Source organism: Dehalobacter sp. TeCB1 (assembly GCF_001707455.1).
Classification (GTDB): domain Bacteria; phylum Bacillota; class Desulfitobacteriia; order Desulfitobacteriales; family Syntrophobotulaceae; genus Dehalobacter; species Dehalobacter restrictus.
Window position 1 is genome coordinate 115468 of the sequence record NZ_MCHF01000056.1, and the last position, 16336, is coordinate 131803.

13 protein-coding genes are annotated in these 16336 nt (G+C 49.3%); all 13 read right to left on the reverse strand.

What is annotated here, in order from left to right; all coding sequences use genetic code 11:
- Positions 1-5: 5 nt before the first annotated feature.
- On the reverse strand, positions 6-905 hold the full coding sequence (locus tag A7D23_RS12290; RefSeq protein WP_068884000.1) for an ArdC-like ssDNA-binding domain-containing protein: 900 nt from the start codon (positions 903-905) through the stop codon (positions 6-8).
- Between the two features lie 6 nt (positions 906-911).
- Entirely contained in the window at positions 912-1742 is an 831-nt protein-coding gene (locus A7D23_RS12295) for a PcfB family protein (RefSeq protein ID WP_068884002.1), read from the reverse strand.
- Complete coding sequence (locus A7D23_RS12300) at positions 1693-3090, reverse strand: relaxase/mobilization nuclease domain-containing protein (protein WP_068884004.1); 1398 nt, start codon at positions 3088-3090, stop codon at positions 1693-1695. The genes A7D23_RS12295 and A7D23_RS12300 overlap by 50 nt, the downstream gene beginning before the upstream one ends.
- Positions 3050-3421, reverse strand: coding sequence for a plasmid mobilization relaxosome protein MobC (gene mobC, locus A7D23_RS12305; protein ID WP_015042132.1), 372 nt, complete (start codon positions 3419-3421; stop codon positions 3050-3052). Before mobC ends, A7D23_RS12300 begins: the two co-directional genes overlap by 41 nt.
- Positions 3418-3828 (reverse strand): DUF3849 domain-containing protein, encoded by a 411-nt coding sequence (locus A7D23_RS12310; RefSeq protein WP_068884006.1) that lies wholly within the window; start codon positions 3826-3828, stop codon positions 3418-3420. The genes mobC and A7D23_RS12310 overlap by 4 nt, the downstream gene beginning before the upstream one ends.
- 520 nt (positions 3829-4348) lie before the next feature.
- Complete coding sequence (locus A7D23_RS12315; RefSeq protein ID WP_068884008.1) at positions 4349-5569, reverse strand: ATP-binding protein; 1221 nt, start codon at positions 5567-5569, stop codon at positions 4349-4351.
- A gap of 150 nt (positions 5570-5719) precedes the next feature.
- The gene (locus A7D23_RS12320; RefSeq protein WP_068884010.1) at positions 5720-6667 is read right to left on the reverse strand and encodes a DUF3991 and TOPRIM domain-containing protein; all 948 of its coding nucleotides are present in this window, start codon (positions 6665-6667) and stop codon (positions 5720-5722) included.
- Positions 6668-6679: 12 nt separating this feature from the next.
- Positions 6680-11215, reverse strand: a complete 4536-nt coding sequence (locus A7D23_RS16635; protein ID WP_348981001.1) for a DEAD/DEAH box helicase family protein — start codon at positions 11213-11215, stop codon at positions 6680-6682.
- Positions 11216-13371: 2156 nt separating this feature from the next.
- Entirely contained in the window at positions 13372-13719 is a 348-nt protein-coding gene (locus A7D23_RS16445) for a TnpV protein (protein ID WP_083221921.1), read from the reverse strand.
- Positions 13720-14758: 1039 nt separating this feature from the next.
- Positions 14759-15058: a hypothetical protein gene (locus tag A7D23_RS12330; protein ID WP_068884014.1), complete on the reverse strand. Its 300-nt coding sequence runs from the start codon at positions 15056-15058 to the stop codon at positions 14759-14761.
- 12 nt (positions 15059-15070) lie between these two features.
- Positions 15071-15679 (reverse strand): hypothetical protein, encoded by a 609-nt coding sequence (locus tag A7D23_RS12335; RefSeq protein WP_068884015.1) that lies wholly within the window; start codon positions 15677-15679, stop codon positions 15071-15073.
- Between the two features lie 97 nt (positions 15680-15776).
- Entirely contained in the window at positions 15777-15926 is a 150-nt protein-coding gene (locus A7D23_RS16145; protein WP_176714423.1) for a hypothetical protein, read from the reverse strand.
- A 175-nt stretch (positions 15927-16101) separates the two neighbouring features.
- Positions 16102-16281 carry a hypothetical protein gene (locus A7D23_RS12340; protein ID WP_068884017.1) on the reverse strand — a complete coding sequence of 60 codons (180 nt, stop codon included), beginning with the start codon at positions 16279-16281 and terminating at the stop codon, positions 16102-16104.
- Positions 16282-16336: the final 55 nt, after the last annotated feature.

A 16336-nucleotide genomic window follows, 5' to 3' on the forward strand; every position in this document is an offset into this window, starting at 1 on the left:
TCCTCCTAACGTTCCCGTTCCGGTCTCTTTTCCTGCCGCTGCTGTGCAAGCATCCGGTTCATCCTGCCGGAAATTTCACCGGCAGTTTCTCGAATGGTTGAAAGCTCGGCGCGAATCTCCTGCGGATTCATGCTTTCCAGCATTTCCGGAGCGTGGTCGAAACGGTAGCCGCTTGTATCCGCACCGTATTGCTTGCATAGCATATATGACGCGCAGTAGGCATGGAAGCCATTCTCGGAACGGCTATAATCTCCATCGCTTTTGTCCATTTCGGCATGGGCCAGTTCCTGGGATAGGGCGCGGAAAATATTTTCCGCGTCCATGCCGCGCCGGATTTGAATTTCCCGCGTGTCCGGCTGATACAGCGCGTTTGTGCCTTCCGGCAGCGTATCACTGATACGAATAGGAACAGGGGCGTGATCCATCAGCGCCTTGATACGGGTGCGGTCGTCGGGATAGGCCGAAGTCTCGTGTTTTAGGGCTTTCCCGGTCTGGGAAATGTCGAACATCTTTTTGGGGTTATAGCTAATGCCGCTGGTGCCGTCGTCACGCTGGTATTCCTCACCCGGTTCCAGGATGTAAAAACCGCTTTCCTTTTTGCGGATATAGATGCCTTGCTCTTTCCAAGTATCGAAATCCGCAATACGGGTAGCATTCGGTTTTTGGGCAAGGATTAAGAGGGCGTTGGAAACGCTGTAACGGTCAAAGCGGCTTTGTACATCCAGATAGCTTTGAAACTTGCTGCTTTCCCGCGCCACTGCTTTCGCTGTGTCGTCGATCAGTGAGTATACCATTTCCCGTTGCTCCTGCTTCTGCTGCTTCCATGTCTCTTTGTCAAAAGGTCGGTCGTTTCGGGGGGCAGGTGCTTCTTTTTCCTGCCGGAAAAGATCATCGAAACTGCTCATAGCGTTTTACCTCTCTTTTGGTTTTTTGGATTTGGACTTTGATTTCTGACTGTTTGATTTAGCTGTCTGTTTTGTAGTTTTCTGCATTTCTTTAGCAGGCTCGTGCTTGGCTTCCGCCTGCTCCCTTTGAGCCTCCCGGATTTCCTTCAATTCCTGACGGACGGATTTCCGTTCCGGCTCAACTGTACCCTCGGCGGTTTTCCCGCTGTGCTCTGAGGTAGGCTCGGACGGAAGGGGTTTCTCCGCCGTCGCCGTCGTAGGGTTTTGGTTGTCAGGCTGTTTGGTGGCAGGCTCCGGCTGTGTGGGTTTTGCCATGAGTTCGTCCAGGAAAGCATCCGTGCTTTTTTCGGCGGGCGTTCCCATTATGGGAGGCGCTTTTTCGTCCGGGCCTTTTTTATCCGGTGCAATTTCCTTTTGCTTGGCCGCCCTGGATTTTTCGATCTCGCTTTTGATGCTTGCGGTGTCCACGGTAGCCAGCTTGAAACGTTCCACGATGCGGTTGATTTTGGAGGCGTCTTCGGCCCGTACCATGATGTCGCACATCTCGTCCAGATTCTTTTTGTCCCGCAGGGCGCAGTATAAAATGCCGTAGCGTCTGGCTTCCTGGGTAAATTTCTGCAAGTCCTCGTTTCTGACTGTAAAGACTTTCAGTTCCTTGCCGCTGCGCAAAAGCGTTTCAAGACGGGTTTTACCTCTGGTTTTCTTCTGATCTTTCAACACAGCGTACAGGTAGGTGGCAAGGTTTTTCGCGCCCTCGCCGGAGATTCTGGCTAGTACCTCAATTCCTTTAAAGGTCATATTGACGATCTGATCCGCTGCGTCGGCTCCGTTGTTCATATGTCTTTTCCTCCTTCCTTTGCTGGATTTCCTCCTGCTTAATCCGGGAAAGCTTTTTCTGCATCTCCCCAGAACGGGACAGGATGTCCGCACAGAGCTTTACTTCCTTACGGAGCAGGCTGATTTGTTGGGAAAGCCCGGCAATCTGCCCCTTGTATGCCGAAACTTGCTTATCGTTCTTGCACCGGCGTATCCGGTTGTAAAGAGCTTTGCGGGAGTCAAACAAAGTAGTCATTTCCTGCTGTAATCCCTGCTTATAAGTGAGAAGCTGCTCTTTGCTCGAAATATGGCGGGCGCAGAGTAGCTTTGTTTGGGCGGTAAGTTCCTTCATGTGCCGGAGATCCTCGCGCAATAAAAAATGCGTCCTTTTGCTGGACGCGGATTTTTTTGGCAAAATGCCCATTTTATAGAGGTAGTGAAGGTAAAGTGCCTGCATACCGGTAAGCTTTTTTGTGGTTTTCAAGTTCTTACTACCCCGGATGGCATAACGTTTTCGCTTTAGCTCCGGAAATGAATGTGGCCGTTTCGGAGCGCGGTTTCGAAGAATCCGCTGCTTAATAGCTTCCTCGGCATAATCGTCGCCCAAAGTTTTCAACCGAACAAAACGTTCTTTTCCCGGGGGACGCACCGCAATATATTTTACACCCGTTTTTACCACGTAGCCCTGTTGACGCAGGGTGACAATAAATTGCGTGAAGGTAATGGATGCGGCAACGGATTTGTCCACATCCTTGCGGATGAGGCCCCGCCAGGTGGGTTTTCCTTCCTGTTCGGACTGCCACTCGGCGTGGTGCTTGGATTTGCCCCACTGCGGGTTTTCGATGACGGACAGGGCGTATTCCCGACACAGCCGGTCGGAAGTCTCCCGCATGAGGGCATAGGTAGCGTTGTTGTCGTAGTACCGCTTGCCGTCCGCGAAGGATACGGAGTTGAGAACAAAATGATTATGAAGGTGATGTTTGTCAATATGGGTGGAAACCACCACCTCAAAGCGGTCACCCCAAAGTTCTTTTGCCAGCTTTAAGCCGATGTCATGGGCAGCTTCGGGAGTGGCTTCTCCCGGCATAAAGGATTGATAGCCGTGGAAGGCAAGGATGCTGTCGGTTTTCTGGAATTGCAGCTTTGTCCGGGTCATTTGCTCACAGGCAATAACCGGATCACAATTGATGCCGGTTACGTAAAACTGTTTTTCAGTCTTATCGTCCTTTACGGTATATTCCAGCACGTTGCGAAGCCCCTGGAAATCCGGATTTGAGAAATCGAGGTTCTCTGTTTTTTGGGGATTGACGACATAGTTGATTACCCGATCAAGGCGGTCTTTTACATCCCATATTGCTGTGGTCGCCATCTTCATTTCTCCTTTCCGGCGACGTGACCGCCGCCTGGATGTCCAGCACGGTCTTTCTCAGCCGGGTGGCTTCATATTGGAATAGAGTCCGGTCAATGTGCCCCGTGGCATTGGCCTTGGCCGCGATTTGGTTTAAGTTGACGCCAATGGCGCGAAGCTCGCGCATCATGGCGTAGTAATCGGGTGGAGGAAGTTCTTTGGGTACATAACCGTTAATGAGAGTTCGGATAAAGGTTTCCTGGGACAGACCCGATTTCTTTACCTGCTTGGCAAGGTTCTGCCGTTCTTTGGTGTCCAGTCGCACAAGAATTGGAATATTGCGTTTTCTCATCGCGCCTGCTCCTTAGGCTTAGACTGGGAGAGTTCCTTTTCCTTTTGCATGGCAATCCGCGCAGCCTGATTGAGGATGGCGGGATGTTCATATAAGTTTAGGGCGAAAATACGCAGAGGCTCTTTTTCTTCCGCAGATGCCGGTTGGATTTCCGGATAGCGGTTCGCCCAAGCTTTGACTTTACTGGAGTAACGTTTGTCCCAAGGAGCTTCCCGGATAGTGTTGGACAGCAAAAGGGACACATTCTCCAAGCCATGCGTCCCAATAAGCTGTTCCATAAACTTCTTTAATGTGTTGCTGTTGTACGCCTGCGATAAGGCGCAGTCCTCCATCATGGCTTTTTTACAGTCCCGCAATTTGTAGTAGTATTCATTACGCCATTGGTCTATAGTGTCATAATTTCCCATTCATTTTCCTCCCTTTCTTATTACTTATAAAAATACATAAAGGCGGAGCCAATGGCATCGCCTAAAAATAAGCATTCATTTATAATCAAAAGGCCGCGGTACGAGGAGTGTCACCACTCAGCGTACTGCGGACCGGTCCCCACGAGCGCTTTGATGTGACATCATTCATGATTCAGTGCATGGGTACATGAAAGCGGGAGTAAGACGGAATAGGAATACCTATGAGACCTGTATTTTTTGGGGTTTTAGGGGGGCATCCCCCTAACAAGCGAATTTGGCTAGCCAAATTCAGTGCTTGCTGCAACACAAGACATCAGTCTTGTGTTGTAAAAAAGTCACGATTGGTCTCAATAGATACCTGCCGAAAAGAAAAGTCTGCCAGTCATCGTTCGCACTCGCAAAACCAAAATATTTATTGCAAATACTAATTATAAGAAGGAAATAAAAACCTGGTTAACATATTTGTCAATCAGGTATTTGTAAACGTAATTGTCTTATTTTTAAGGTTATGCTTGTGTACTTAATACACGTCCATCAACAGGAATTCCGCAAGATGCTTGTGCTTAACGCCCTCCACGTTGTCATTCCAAAAATCATCCATCGTAACGACGTACTTCGGATAATGGTCTTTGATGGCCAGCAGCGGCGCAAACTCGCGGTTAATGGTTTCCTGGGCGACAGCGGGTGTGTAGGATACTTGAACGTAAACTTTTTCATTTTTTCTCTCGGCAATGAAATCAACCTCTTTAGTATCGAGCTTTCCTACAAAAACACGGTAGCCCCTTCGCTCAAGCTCCAGCATAACAATGTTTTCCAGTATCCCGGCAATCAGCCTGTCTTTGTAGCCCATGACTGCATAGGCCAAGGACTGATCCCCGATATAATATTTTTCGTTGGTTTGTAGAATCTCTTTGCCCTTGATGTCATAACGGGGAATCTTTCTGATTATATAGGCGCTTTCGAGGGCGCTTAAATAGTTGTAGACGGTATTTAAGTCAATCTTGCGTTGCTGGCTCTTAAAATAGTCGGCTACATTTTTTGCGGAAAAGGTATTGCCGATGTTGTCAAACACAAACTTGACCACCCGCTCCAACAGTTCGATATTGCGGATGTTATGCCGCTGTACGGTGTCGCGGAGAATTGCCGAAGAATAGATGTCGTTTACAATACGGTAAGCCGTATCTTCTTCGTAATCACCGATGTGGACGGCAGGGAACCCACCAAGACGGATATAGTCCCTGACTTCTACCCGCATATTAACCGGCTTCGCGCCCGTACGTACTTCTTTAAACAGCAGATATTCCCTGAAAGAGAGAGTGTTGATTTTAATCTCGATATAACGGCCTGCGATGTAGGTCGCAAGTTCGGATGACAGTAGGCGCGAATTTGAGCCTGTGATATACAAGTCGGAGTTGGCGCCTGCCAGCAGAGAGTTGACCGCTTTCTCCCAGCGCTTGACTTCTTGGATCTCATCTAAAAGGATATAATATCGGCCTTCACCGGTCATACGTTCTTTAAGATAATTGTGCAGTTTCTCCGCCGTATTCAAGTCGGAAAAATCAAGATTTTCAAAATTGATATACAGGATGTTTTCCGGTGCAACGCCGCTGCTCTGAATCTCATCCCGCAACATCATCAGAATGGAGGATTTACCGCAGCGCCTGATGCCTGTAAGCACCTTGACAAACGGTTTGCCGATAAACGGCCTGATTTGCTTCATATATAAATCTCGTTGGATCATGATAACCACCGCCTTATTTGTATTATACCACAAAACAAGGCGAATATACATGAATCTTTTAGGGTTATAACCATATGAATTTATAAAAATATATTTGTTTTGGCTTGTTATCGTTGTTTTATAAGTGATAACAGGCAAATAATAAAATAGTTATCGCTCCTGTCTATGTCGTTTTTCCAATACATTTTTCAGATAAGCATTCATATCTTTCCCGTGCTTCGGCGGTTCGTCGGAAATGGCGTAAGCAGGGGGGAGGATGGATTGAAGGGTCTTTGCCGCCAGCCGTCCCGCCGTGTCGTTATCCAGGTGTAACGCAATTTTCTTGATCTGCGGAAAGTCTTTTAAGTATTGCATGAGCGCGGCGGGTGGAGTGCTTTCTTCGATAATCTTTTTCGGCTTGTAAATTCCCGCAAGGGACAGATAGTTTTCGTTCCTCCAGTCCCTGCCGGAAAGTAGCTTCAGCGTACCGTAGGAAAGGAGGTCAATGACACTTTCAAAAAGATGGAGCTTACGGCTTTCCTGCCGTGCCGGAATCGAAAAGGAAAAATGCTTGTCGCTTCCTTCGGCTTCCCCTAAAAACCGCTTGTCTGTTGTTCCCCGAAACGTGGCATATTTGGGAACACCCTGGCGGTCAAAACCGACAAATACCGCATTATGATGTTCGCGGCTTTCGTATAGCCGTCCGGTCCGGATGCTGTATTCAATTAAAGTCCTGTGGATGCCGCGCCCGGAGAGATAAGCCATCACACAGTTATTGTTTTTGTTTTTTTCCGGCAAAAGCAAGTTTCTCTGGTTGGTGGGTTCTTGTGCTTTTGACGGGACTGGCGGCATGATAGCCGCCCGTCCGTCTATCTGAAGGACTGCTTCAGGGAGCATCATACCTCGAACCTTGATGAGATAGTCCAATGCAGAGCGCCCGCCGATGCTGCGCGACCACCAGCACCATTTTCCGTTACTGATTTTCAGGCTGTCATGAGTGCGGGTGGTATAGACGTTGCCGGAAAAGTGCACCAGCTCATGCGGCTCGTAATATTGCAAATAAGTCAGCAGATCCATTTGCTTGGCCCGTTCAATCTGCTCTGGTGTTACATAAGGCATTTCTTTATCACCTCACCTTTCATAGCCCACAGCTTTCTTTTCCGGAACATCTATATCCTCGTCAGGCTCGCAGTCGATCACCTCGTTTTCATGTTTATCCATGTTGAGCAAAATGTTCAGCTCTGCCAGTCGCGCAGACTTGGTTTGCAGCTCCTGTTCCTTTTCAAAGGGGATGTCAATCTGTTCTTTAGCCGTTTCCATCTGCTGGCGAAGAGTGTTTAATTGCTCCCGGCAATACTCCAGTTTTTTGGGCATTTCAGCAAGGGCATTGTTAAGTCGGGTAATATTCCCGTAAATGTCCGTACCCAGTGATACTGTATGACTTAGAGCGCCCTGCAGGGTGATTTGATATTGCTTATTGAAGTTGTCAAAGGAAAACAGCATCGGAAAACCCATGTAGCTGCCCATCTCCTGCGGTTCTGGAGAAGTCATTAGCTTGCAGGCTTCCAGGATAGCCGCGCCCGCTTTAGCCTTTTCAGTGTAGGAAACACCTTTCACAATCATACCTGCAAATTTGCTTTCTTCTGTGTTGTCTTCGGTGTGTTCCAATGCGTTATGCCGCTTGTACAGGGCAAGGTCTTTTTCATACCCCGCAATTCGTTCCTCGGTGGTTTTGATTTGCTGAGGGTAGTGCTTTAACAACCTGTCCTCCAAAGCATAACGCTGGCTTAAGTGGTTGGCTTTCAGTAATTTCAGCTTGGAAACCTGAATGTCTAAATCCATCTTCTCTTTTATAAATGGGTTACCTGTCGCCAGTGCCTTGACTTCGGCATAGGAAAGGGCCGTTTCATCAATATCCTCGGCGCTTCGCACGGGGGATTTGCTGGTCATAATCTGGGAAATAAACCGCTGTTTATTCTCCAAAACCTGATAGAGATAGGCGTCGAAAGTGTTTTCCGTCACATAGCGGAAGATATGCACCTCATCGTTTTTGTTTCCCTGGCGGACAATCCTGCCGCTTCGCTGTTCCAGATCACGGGGACGCCAAGGGCAGTCAAGGTCATGAAGGGCAATGAGCTTATCCTGCACATTGGTCCCGGCCCCCATTTTAAAGGTGGAGCCTAACAGGATTCGTACCTGTCCCTTGCGCACCTTGGCAAACAGTTCTTTTTTCTTCGTTTCCGTGTCGGCATTATGAATGAAAGTAAGCTCATCGGCGGGAACACCGCGGGAAACGAGCTTTTGCTTGACATCATCGTATACGTTGAAATTTCCTTCACCTTTGGGTGTGGAAAGGTCGCAGAACACAAGCTGAGTGAGCTTCTTATCTCTGTTTTCCCGCCAGAAACGGAACACATTTTCAACGCAGGCGTTTACCTTGCTGTCCTCGTGATCGGGAAGCATGGGGTTGGCTAGCCGCTGGTCAAGAGCCAGCTTGCGGCCATCGTTGGTTATTTTCAGCATGTTGTCCTCATTCGGTTCTACCATACGATTGCGCACCCGTTCGGCGCGCTCCGCAAGCTCGGCTACCATATCCTGCTGGAATTCGCTCGGCTTGACCGCAACATTATGGTAGTTGGCTTTCGGCGTGGGAAGGTTAAGCATATCCGCGGTCTTGATGTCAGCGATTTCCTTGAACATGTTCATCAGTTCCGGCAGGTTATAGAAGCGGGCGAACCTAGTTTTGGCCCGGTAGGCCGTTCCCTCCGGCGCAAGTTCGATAGCGGTAACGGTTTCCCCAAAGGTAGATGCCCAACAATCGAAATGCTGGAGTCCGTTTATGCGCAGAGCCTTGTATTGGAGATACCGCTGCATGGTATACATCTCGGCGATGGAGTTGGAAATGGGTGTTCCTGTGGCGAAGATGATGCCGCGTCCCTCTGTCAGCTCATCCAGGTAACGGCACTTGGCAAACATGTCGGAGGACTTCTGCGCCTCAGTCTGGGACAGGCCTGCCACGTTGCGCATTTTGGTGTATAAGAACAGGTTCTTGTAAAAATCGGCCTCGTCCACAAATAAGCGGTCAACGCCTAATTCTTCAAAAGTGACGACATCATCCTTGCGGCTGGTGTCATTGAGTTTATCCAACTTCAGCTTTAAGGTTTTCTTTGTCTTTTCAAGCTGTTTGATGGCGTAACGCTCGCCCCGCTCCTCCTTAAGTTCCTGGATCCCGTTGGTAATCTCCGCAATGTGCTCCTGCAGCTGCCGTTTTTGGCGCTCAGCGGAAATGGGAATTTTCTCAAACTGGCTGTGGCCGATAATTACCGCGTTGTAGTCGCCGGTGGCGATTCTGGCGCAGAATTTCTTACGGTTTTTGGTTTCAAAGTCCTTTTTCGTCGCTACAAGGATGTTGGCTGACGGGTAGAGCTGTAAAAATTCCCCGGCCCACTGCTCGGTCAGGTGGTTGGGAACGACGAACATGCTTTTGTTGCAAAGCCCCAAATGCTTGCTTTCCATGGCAGCCGCCGTCATCTCGTAGGTTTTGCCCGCGCCGACACAGTGTGCCAACAAGGTATTGCCGCCGTACAGGATGTGAGCGACCGCATCCACCTGGTGCTTACGCAGAGCAATTTCCGGATTCATACCGGTAAACCGGATATGGCTGCCGTCATACTCGCGGGGACGGATGGAGTTAAAACGGTCGTTATAGAGTCTTGTCAGCTGTTCTCGGCGCTGGGGGTCTTTCCATATCCAGCTTTGGAACGCTTCCTTGATAGCCTCCTGTTTCTGCTGGGCGATGGCGGTTTCTTTTTTGTTCAGTACACGCTTCTCAGCACCGTCCTCATAAACCGTGTCGAAAATACGCACATCCCGGAGATTCAGGGTTTCCTCAATAATTTTGTAGGCATTGATGCGTTTGGTCCCGTAGGTGACGTTGGCTTTGATATTGTCGCTGCGGTCGTCGCCTTTGCCCTTAACATTCCAGTTGGCGGTATAGGAGGAATAAAAAACGTCGATATAGCGTCTGTACATATGCGGGGTTTCCAGAAGTTCAAAAATGAAATCCTTGACCACCTCAGGAGGCAGCCAGGTCGCGCCCAGCCGGACATCAATTTCCGAGGCGTCCAAATCTTTCGGCTGTACCGCTTCCAGCGCCGTGATGTTAGGGGCGATCTGCGCTGCAAGGTCAGGCCGTATCTGGTCAAGTCCTCTGGTAAGGCGAAGCTTATTCCTGACATTGCCGGAAAGATATTCGTCGGCTGTAACAAAGGGGCAACGGGATATATCAAAAAAATCTTTCGGTACATGCGCCGGGTCTTGTTCTCCAAGGCTGCGGAAGATGACGCCTTTCAGGTCTTTTACAAGCTGTTCCTCGGAAAGCCCTGTGAGACCTTGCATGAAAACCATATCCACGCAGGCTTTTTCCGCAATGGAAATGGCCAAGGCTTCGGTGGCGGTATCTACATGAGTGACGACGGTGCGCTGTTTGATGGTGCGCCTGGTGAACATATCCGCCTTGCGCTCCAATTCGCCGTTCTCGTCCAGAATCTCCAGAGAGCAGAGCAGGCAGTAGGAGCTGTCGTCGGAGAAGGCCATGTTGTTGCCGCGGCTGTTCAAAAGTCCATACTTAACGACAAAGTCGTCATACAGGCGGTTCATCTTGTGCTGCTGTTCCCGGATAATTTCGTCTGAGTAATCCTCGGTTTGGTATTCGATGAGTTCACGGACACAGTCCCGGATGACGATCATGCCCTTCATTCGGTTGGCCGCCGTGACGGAAACTTCTACTTTGTTCATCCGGCTGTTTTCGCGGTAATAGATTTCGCCGTCCACCAGGCAAAAACTGAAATTTCGCACATTCGGATCTGCCGGGATGGAAGTATCTGCTTGTTCGGTGACATCATCAAGTTCGTATTCCGTGATTTCCGCATGGATGTTTTCCAGCCCCTCGCGCAAAAGCTCAGTAAGGTCGGCACCCTCATAAGGGATACAGGTGGTTTCGCTTTGGCTACCGTACATCCGGTCGTTAAAGGTCATCGTGCCCAGCACCATGTCCAGGTTGGTGGCGAAATACTGATTGATTGGCACGCCATCCTCAGTCATGGAAAGATGCACCCAATCCGGTTCAATGTCGATAACCCGGTCGCGCTTTTGCAGTAAAAGGATGTCGGTCGTAACCTCGGTTCCGGCGTTGGCAAGGAAAGCATTGTTGGGAAGCCGGACGGCTCCCAATAGTTCGGCCCGCTGGGCGATGTACCTGCGCACTTCGGGGTTCTGCTTATCCATCGTGCCTTTGGAAGAGATAAAGGCGATTATGCCTCCGGGCCGCACCTTGTCTAAAGTTTTGGCAAAAAAATAATCGTGGATGTAAAACTTGTACTTGTCATACTTTTTGTCCGCCACCCCGTAGCTGCCGAAAGGCACGTTGCCTATAGCCAGGTCGAAAAAGCTGTCAGGCAGGTTGGTTTCCTCAAAGCCCTGCACCGCGATACTGGCTTGCTGGTAAAGCTGTTTGGCCATACGCCCCGTGATGCTGTCCAGTTCGACGCCATAAAGTTTGGAGTTTTTCATGCTCTCCGGTACAAGGCCGAAAAAGTTACCGATACCACAGGCGGGCTCCAAAATATTGCCTGTCTTAAAACCCATGTTTTCCAGACAGGCATACATGGCCTTGATGATGGTGGGGGAGGTATAATGGGCATTTAAGGTGGAGGCCCGGGCGGACGTATATTCCTCCTCAGTGAGCAGCTCCTTCAATTCGGTGTATTCCTTCGCCCACTGGCTGTTCTGCTCGTCAAACACCTGCGGGATGCCGCCCCATCCGACGTATTTCGAAAGGATCTCCTGTTCCTTCGGGGTGGCAAGGCGGTTTTGTTCCTCCAGTTCGTTCAATAGCCGGATAGCGGCGACATTCCAGCCATATTTGGTTTTTTGGCCGCCAGCGCCCAGGTTGTCGTCGATGATTCGGAAATCGACGCGTAGTTGTTTTGGCGTTTTCTGCTTAAGGTCAATGACGACTTTTGATACTTGGCCATCCCGAGTTTTTTGCCACACGGGTTCTTTCGCCTGCTCCAAAACGCCGCGGACGAACTCAATGCTCTCCCTGCGGAAAATGGGGAAGCCGGTGTTTTGTTGGAAGGTAATATCCCGCAGGCTGACCGTTCCGGCTCCCTCATTAATGCTGTCTATGGCATAGTGCCGGTCCTCAATGGCAAATTCCGTACCCACAGTCAATTCTTTTTCGGGCGGTTGCTTTTCCGTTTCTCCGGCTTGAACATCTGAAAGATCTTCATCCAACCCCGTCTTGAGTTTTTCACCCTCGCCGCCGCTGTCAATGGTGACAGTACCGCCTTCGTGGGTAATGGCCGGATCGCCGGTTGCCCGCACCCAGGCAGGGGCGTCGGGGTCGTCGGCATGATGAAGGGTAACGCTGTCCCTTTTTTCTGTTAGATAATCTTCATAAGTTCGCTGGAATACATCCTCGGCAAGCCATTCCTTAAACTGGGGCAGGGTGGTATAGGCTTCATAAAAAGCCGGGTGTTCCTCCCGCATGGAAAGGACAATGCGGTCGATGGCCTCGCCTAACTCCCGTTCGGCGCTGTCCGGGTCGGTATCCCTGTCCCGGAGGTATGGGTAGATCTGGTCAGTTCGTATCTTATTGACGATTTGAGGCAGATACGCCTGGTACAGCACACGGGGAGGTGCGGATTCCGTTTTTTCTTCGGCTGGTTGCTCCGGTGCCCTCTCGTGTGCAATAAGATGGTCGTTTAAGGGATTTTCCCGCAGCATCCGGTCAAAGTCATCCCGTGCCAGCTCTTTGCTGAACAGCGGAAAGCTTATGTCCCGAAGAATGACCTTGCCTCCGTCAAAGGAAAAAATCTCATATTCATCCGCGCCAAGATACACAGTGTCGCCAAGAGAGAAGGAGTAATGGGCATTTTCCCTTGACGGAGGCTCCGGTTTTTTGAAGGGGGTTGGTTCCCGGTTCAGGATTTCACGGGCGTAGGCTTGCTCGGCAAGCTGTTGCCGGCGTTCCTCCATCTGCTGCTCATAAACAGGCAGGTATTCCTTTTCCTTGCTGTTTAAGTAGCGGTCGGCGGCAATCAGTTCGCCAAGGCGTTTTTGCACCTTTGCCCAGGGTAGAATTATTTTTATGTCAGGTTCGGTGTGCTTCCCTTTGGTAAAGGTGATGCCCTTGGCGTCGTGCCATTCGTCAATATCGGAACCGATCAGAACAGGTGCGCGCCCGCCTATGCCGTATTCTTTTTTCAAGAAGTCAATTGTTTCTTTCGCAGAAACATTCTGCTGAAAGTGCAGACAAATCCGGTATTTGCCGTCCTGGATACCGCTTCCTTGCTGTAAGACCGTATCAATAACTTCCTGGGGAATAGAAAAAGCGGAGGATTTTTCTTCCTCCGCCTGTTCGATCAGAGTCATTTGCTGCGGCACCGAGGGCAATGCCGGTTGATCAAGGAATTCGTTTAGCAATATCATGCTGCCGAAGTGTCCGGCAATGACGCCCCAGTCATAATACCCTTGGGATGTTCTTGAGGCGTAACTGTTTTCCCAAAGATGAAGAACATTTTGATAGGTCTTGTACCCGACACACTGATCTTCACCGATAACCAACTCTGTATAGTCGTTATTAAAGATGCTTTTAATGTATTGAGTACGCTCGCTATTGTCCTCATGGACAGTATAAAAAGCCACAATTTCCTGTTTTGTCGCTTTCAAGTGAGGTGTGGAGCGAAGTATTTGATTAATAAGCGGCATAGAATGGAAAAACGGAAGACTTTTATCCTCCGTTTCCCTGTCATACCATGCTAATTGTAAATCAGCTCCGCTAGGACTGTTTCCTCCGCCGAATGCCGCAGGCTGTTCATGTGTCCCGTCCAGCCCAGCGGGTCGGTTGCTTTGTCCGGCACGGGACTGCTCTGCAAGAGCTTCGCCATGATTTGTTCGATGTGCTCCTTCGCCGTCCGGTCGATCTCCGCCAGGTGGCTGTTCAGCTTGCCAGACAGCATCAGGCTGGCGTACATCCCTTTCCTGTGGTTCTTCAGATATGTTTTGCGCAACATCCCATACTTGCCTATGGGCGTTGCTTCCTCCGGCAGTGTCAGGTCGGGTATCAGATAATCGCCGTGCAACGTGTAAGTCAGTTCCATATTCATCAATCCTTTCAGACTTTTGAGCTTGCTTTACGCTTTCATTGTGCGGAACATCCTGATTTTTTGCAAAGGTGCGGTTTTGTTTTTTCTCCTCGATTTGCAGTTCCTTGACCGTCGTCTCGATTTCCCGCAGGAGCATTTCAGAAATATCGCTGGTGGCGGTTCCCAGGCGGGAAACGGTATCCAGCGTATTGAAATTGGCAACGTCCTGAAAATCCTCTAAAGTCAGGTATTGATCGGCATTGTAGCCGCAGCGGACTAAGAGCATGTAGGCCGCGGAGCTTTTTAAAGCGTTTCTGAAATAGATTTCGACATTGAGGTCGTCCAGCTCCTCCAAAAAGCTGTTCTCCCGAAAGGAAAGCAAGTCGGGCAGATAATCCGTAAAATTGTCCTCCACCGCATTATGAGCGGCTGAAAGCAAGGCAGGGGGCAAGTTGCTTTTATCATCCAGGTCGCCAAAGGAATTCTCCAGCGTTTCCGTTACAGTTTCGGCATACCGTTCCTTCATTTCCCAGAGTATGACAGGGCGGTTGTAGTGGCTGTTTGTGTCCGACACGTCGAACACATGGTGCAGGCTCAGCCGGTCCCCGCTATCATTGATGAGGGCAATGCCCTTTGCCCCGCGGTTGATCCAACGGCCCAATTTTTGATTCCATATTTCGATGGGAGCGCAGGCTGTAGCTTCGGGTCGCTGAGCATAAATCAAAAGCTGGTCCTGAAACGGGTATTTATAGTTCCAAGCAGCCGTTTTCAGAAAGGAGGTCCAGTTGACATAGTTTCTTGTGATGCTGCAGGCTGTTGTCTGCGATAACTCTGTAATTAACTGCGATTTCGTTACCAACGTTTATCCCTCCTTAAATGAGGATTGGTTGTGGATAGCTTTCCTGTTTGCTCCGAATAACAAGGCCCTTTATCGTTTCGGACTTCGTTTTTCCTTTTTGAGAGCGGGCTGTATTTGTTTGCCCTTACCTTTATCGTGAGCCGTTCTTTTGCCTTTTTATAGCAGTAAGCATAGAAGTTATAGTCGCCCTGCTGTAACCCTCTAACGCTCCGGGACAGACTTTTTCTTCCCGTTCTGCCTCGCCGGGTTCTCGCCGCCGTTTTGTTTCTGCCGGAGGCTTTTCAAATGATGGACTTCATCCAGTGCGCGGTTGCACAAATCTTCAAGAGGCGTCAGGGGGTCATTGCTGTAATGGCCCCAATAATAATCCTTTTCATCCTTTTTGACCTTCCAGGTTACAAATTTGGCGGGAGCACTTTCGCTCTGCCCGATGACAAATTCAGCATTGCCCACGCTTAGCCGGTCGGTGATGGTATACCCGGCATTAATCTCTTTTTCCATAACTCAACCCCCCTAACGCTCTTGTTCCAGATTTTTATGCCTTGCCTGCCGCTCGTCCTGTATCTGTTTCAGGCGTTCTTTCGCCCAATTGGGCATATATTCCGGCTTGAGAGTACCCAAAATGTCCTCCCGGTTCCAGCGTGATTCCTTGCCGGAATAGAGGTTGACGGTATAGACCGCCCGGCCCCTGGAATTGCCATGAGCGCCGAAACCGCCTATGGTCAGCACAAGTTGCTTAACGGTGATGCGGTATTCGAGGTGCAGGCATTCCGCGCGGATGATTACCACCTTGTTTTCAATGTTCTCTTTGTAATCGCTTGGGATGCAATGCTTCAAAGTAAAAGGCTGTAAAGGCACAGTAATCTTGTTCCGTTCCGCATTAACCGCTTCAAGCTGTTTTCTTACGCGTTCGGTAAACTCCGTCATTATTTCCAGATAGTCCGCGCTTCCCATGGCATCACTATATTGGTCAACGCCTAAAGGGTTATCCCAGGAACAGTTGCACACAATATACGGGCAGGAGGTTATTTTTTCATCTACCAGAAAGAGGATTTCTTTATCGCCGACATGGATGACGTGTTTTACCTCATAGGTATCAACCATGCGTTTAGAATCATCCATTTTGCTATCACTCTCCAATCAAAGGGATGGCGGAATAGGGATGGTATCGCCGTCCCGTTCATAAAAAAAGCTCCCTGCGTTTAAATAGAGAGCACCATTACAGGCCGAAAAAGAAGGGCGGTTGATTTTTTCGCTCCTTCTCAGCAGCCTGAACTTTGTTATCCTTCTGTATCTCCTTATTACCCGTATGAACATGGCGAATAAGGGTACGAAAGACTTTCGGCTTCTTTTCTGCTGTCTGTTTCATAAAAAGATTCCTTTCTGGGATGAATTTAGTGGTTTACCAGACGAAGAGTATTTTTTTTTCGGCTGGTAAATTTTGAGGGGAGGGGTGTGGGGAGGGGGAAACGGCAAGTCCCCAATTCGATGACTGCAAACAAATGGACATACCACCCCCTTGGCATACAATTTCTATAAGGTTGTTAATCTTCAAACAAAACGCACTTTTTCTTGCTGCATTTACTGTGATGCTTGACAAAGTAAAGACAGTGCATGCAATCCCGTTCTTCTACCGTTTTAGTAATAATACTTTTGCGGTCAAATTCCGGTTTTTCCTGCATGATGCGTTCGTATTTGCGCAACTGTCCTTCTGTAAAGTACATGGAGGCACCTCCTTTTAAAAAAGGACAATAAAAAATGCTCCTGTTGGTTTGAGAG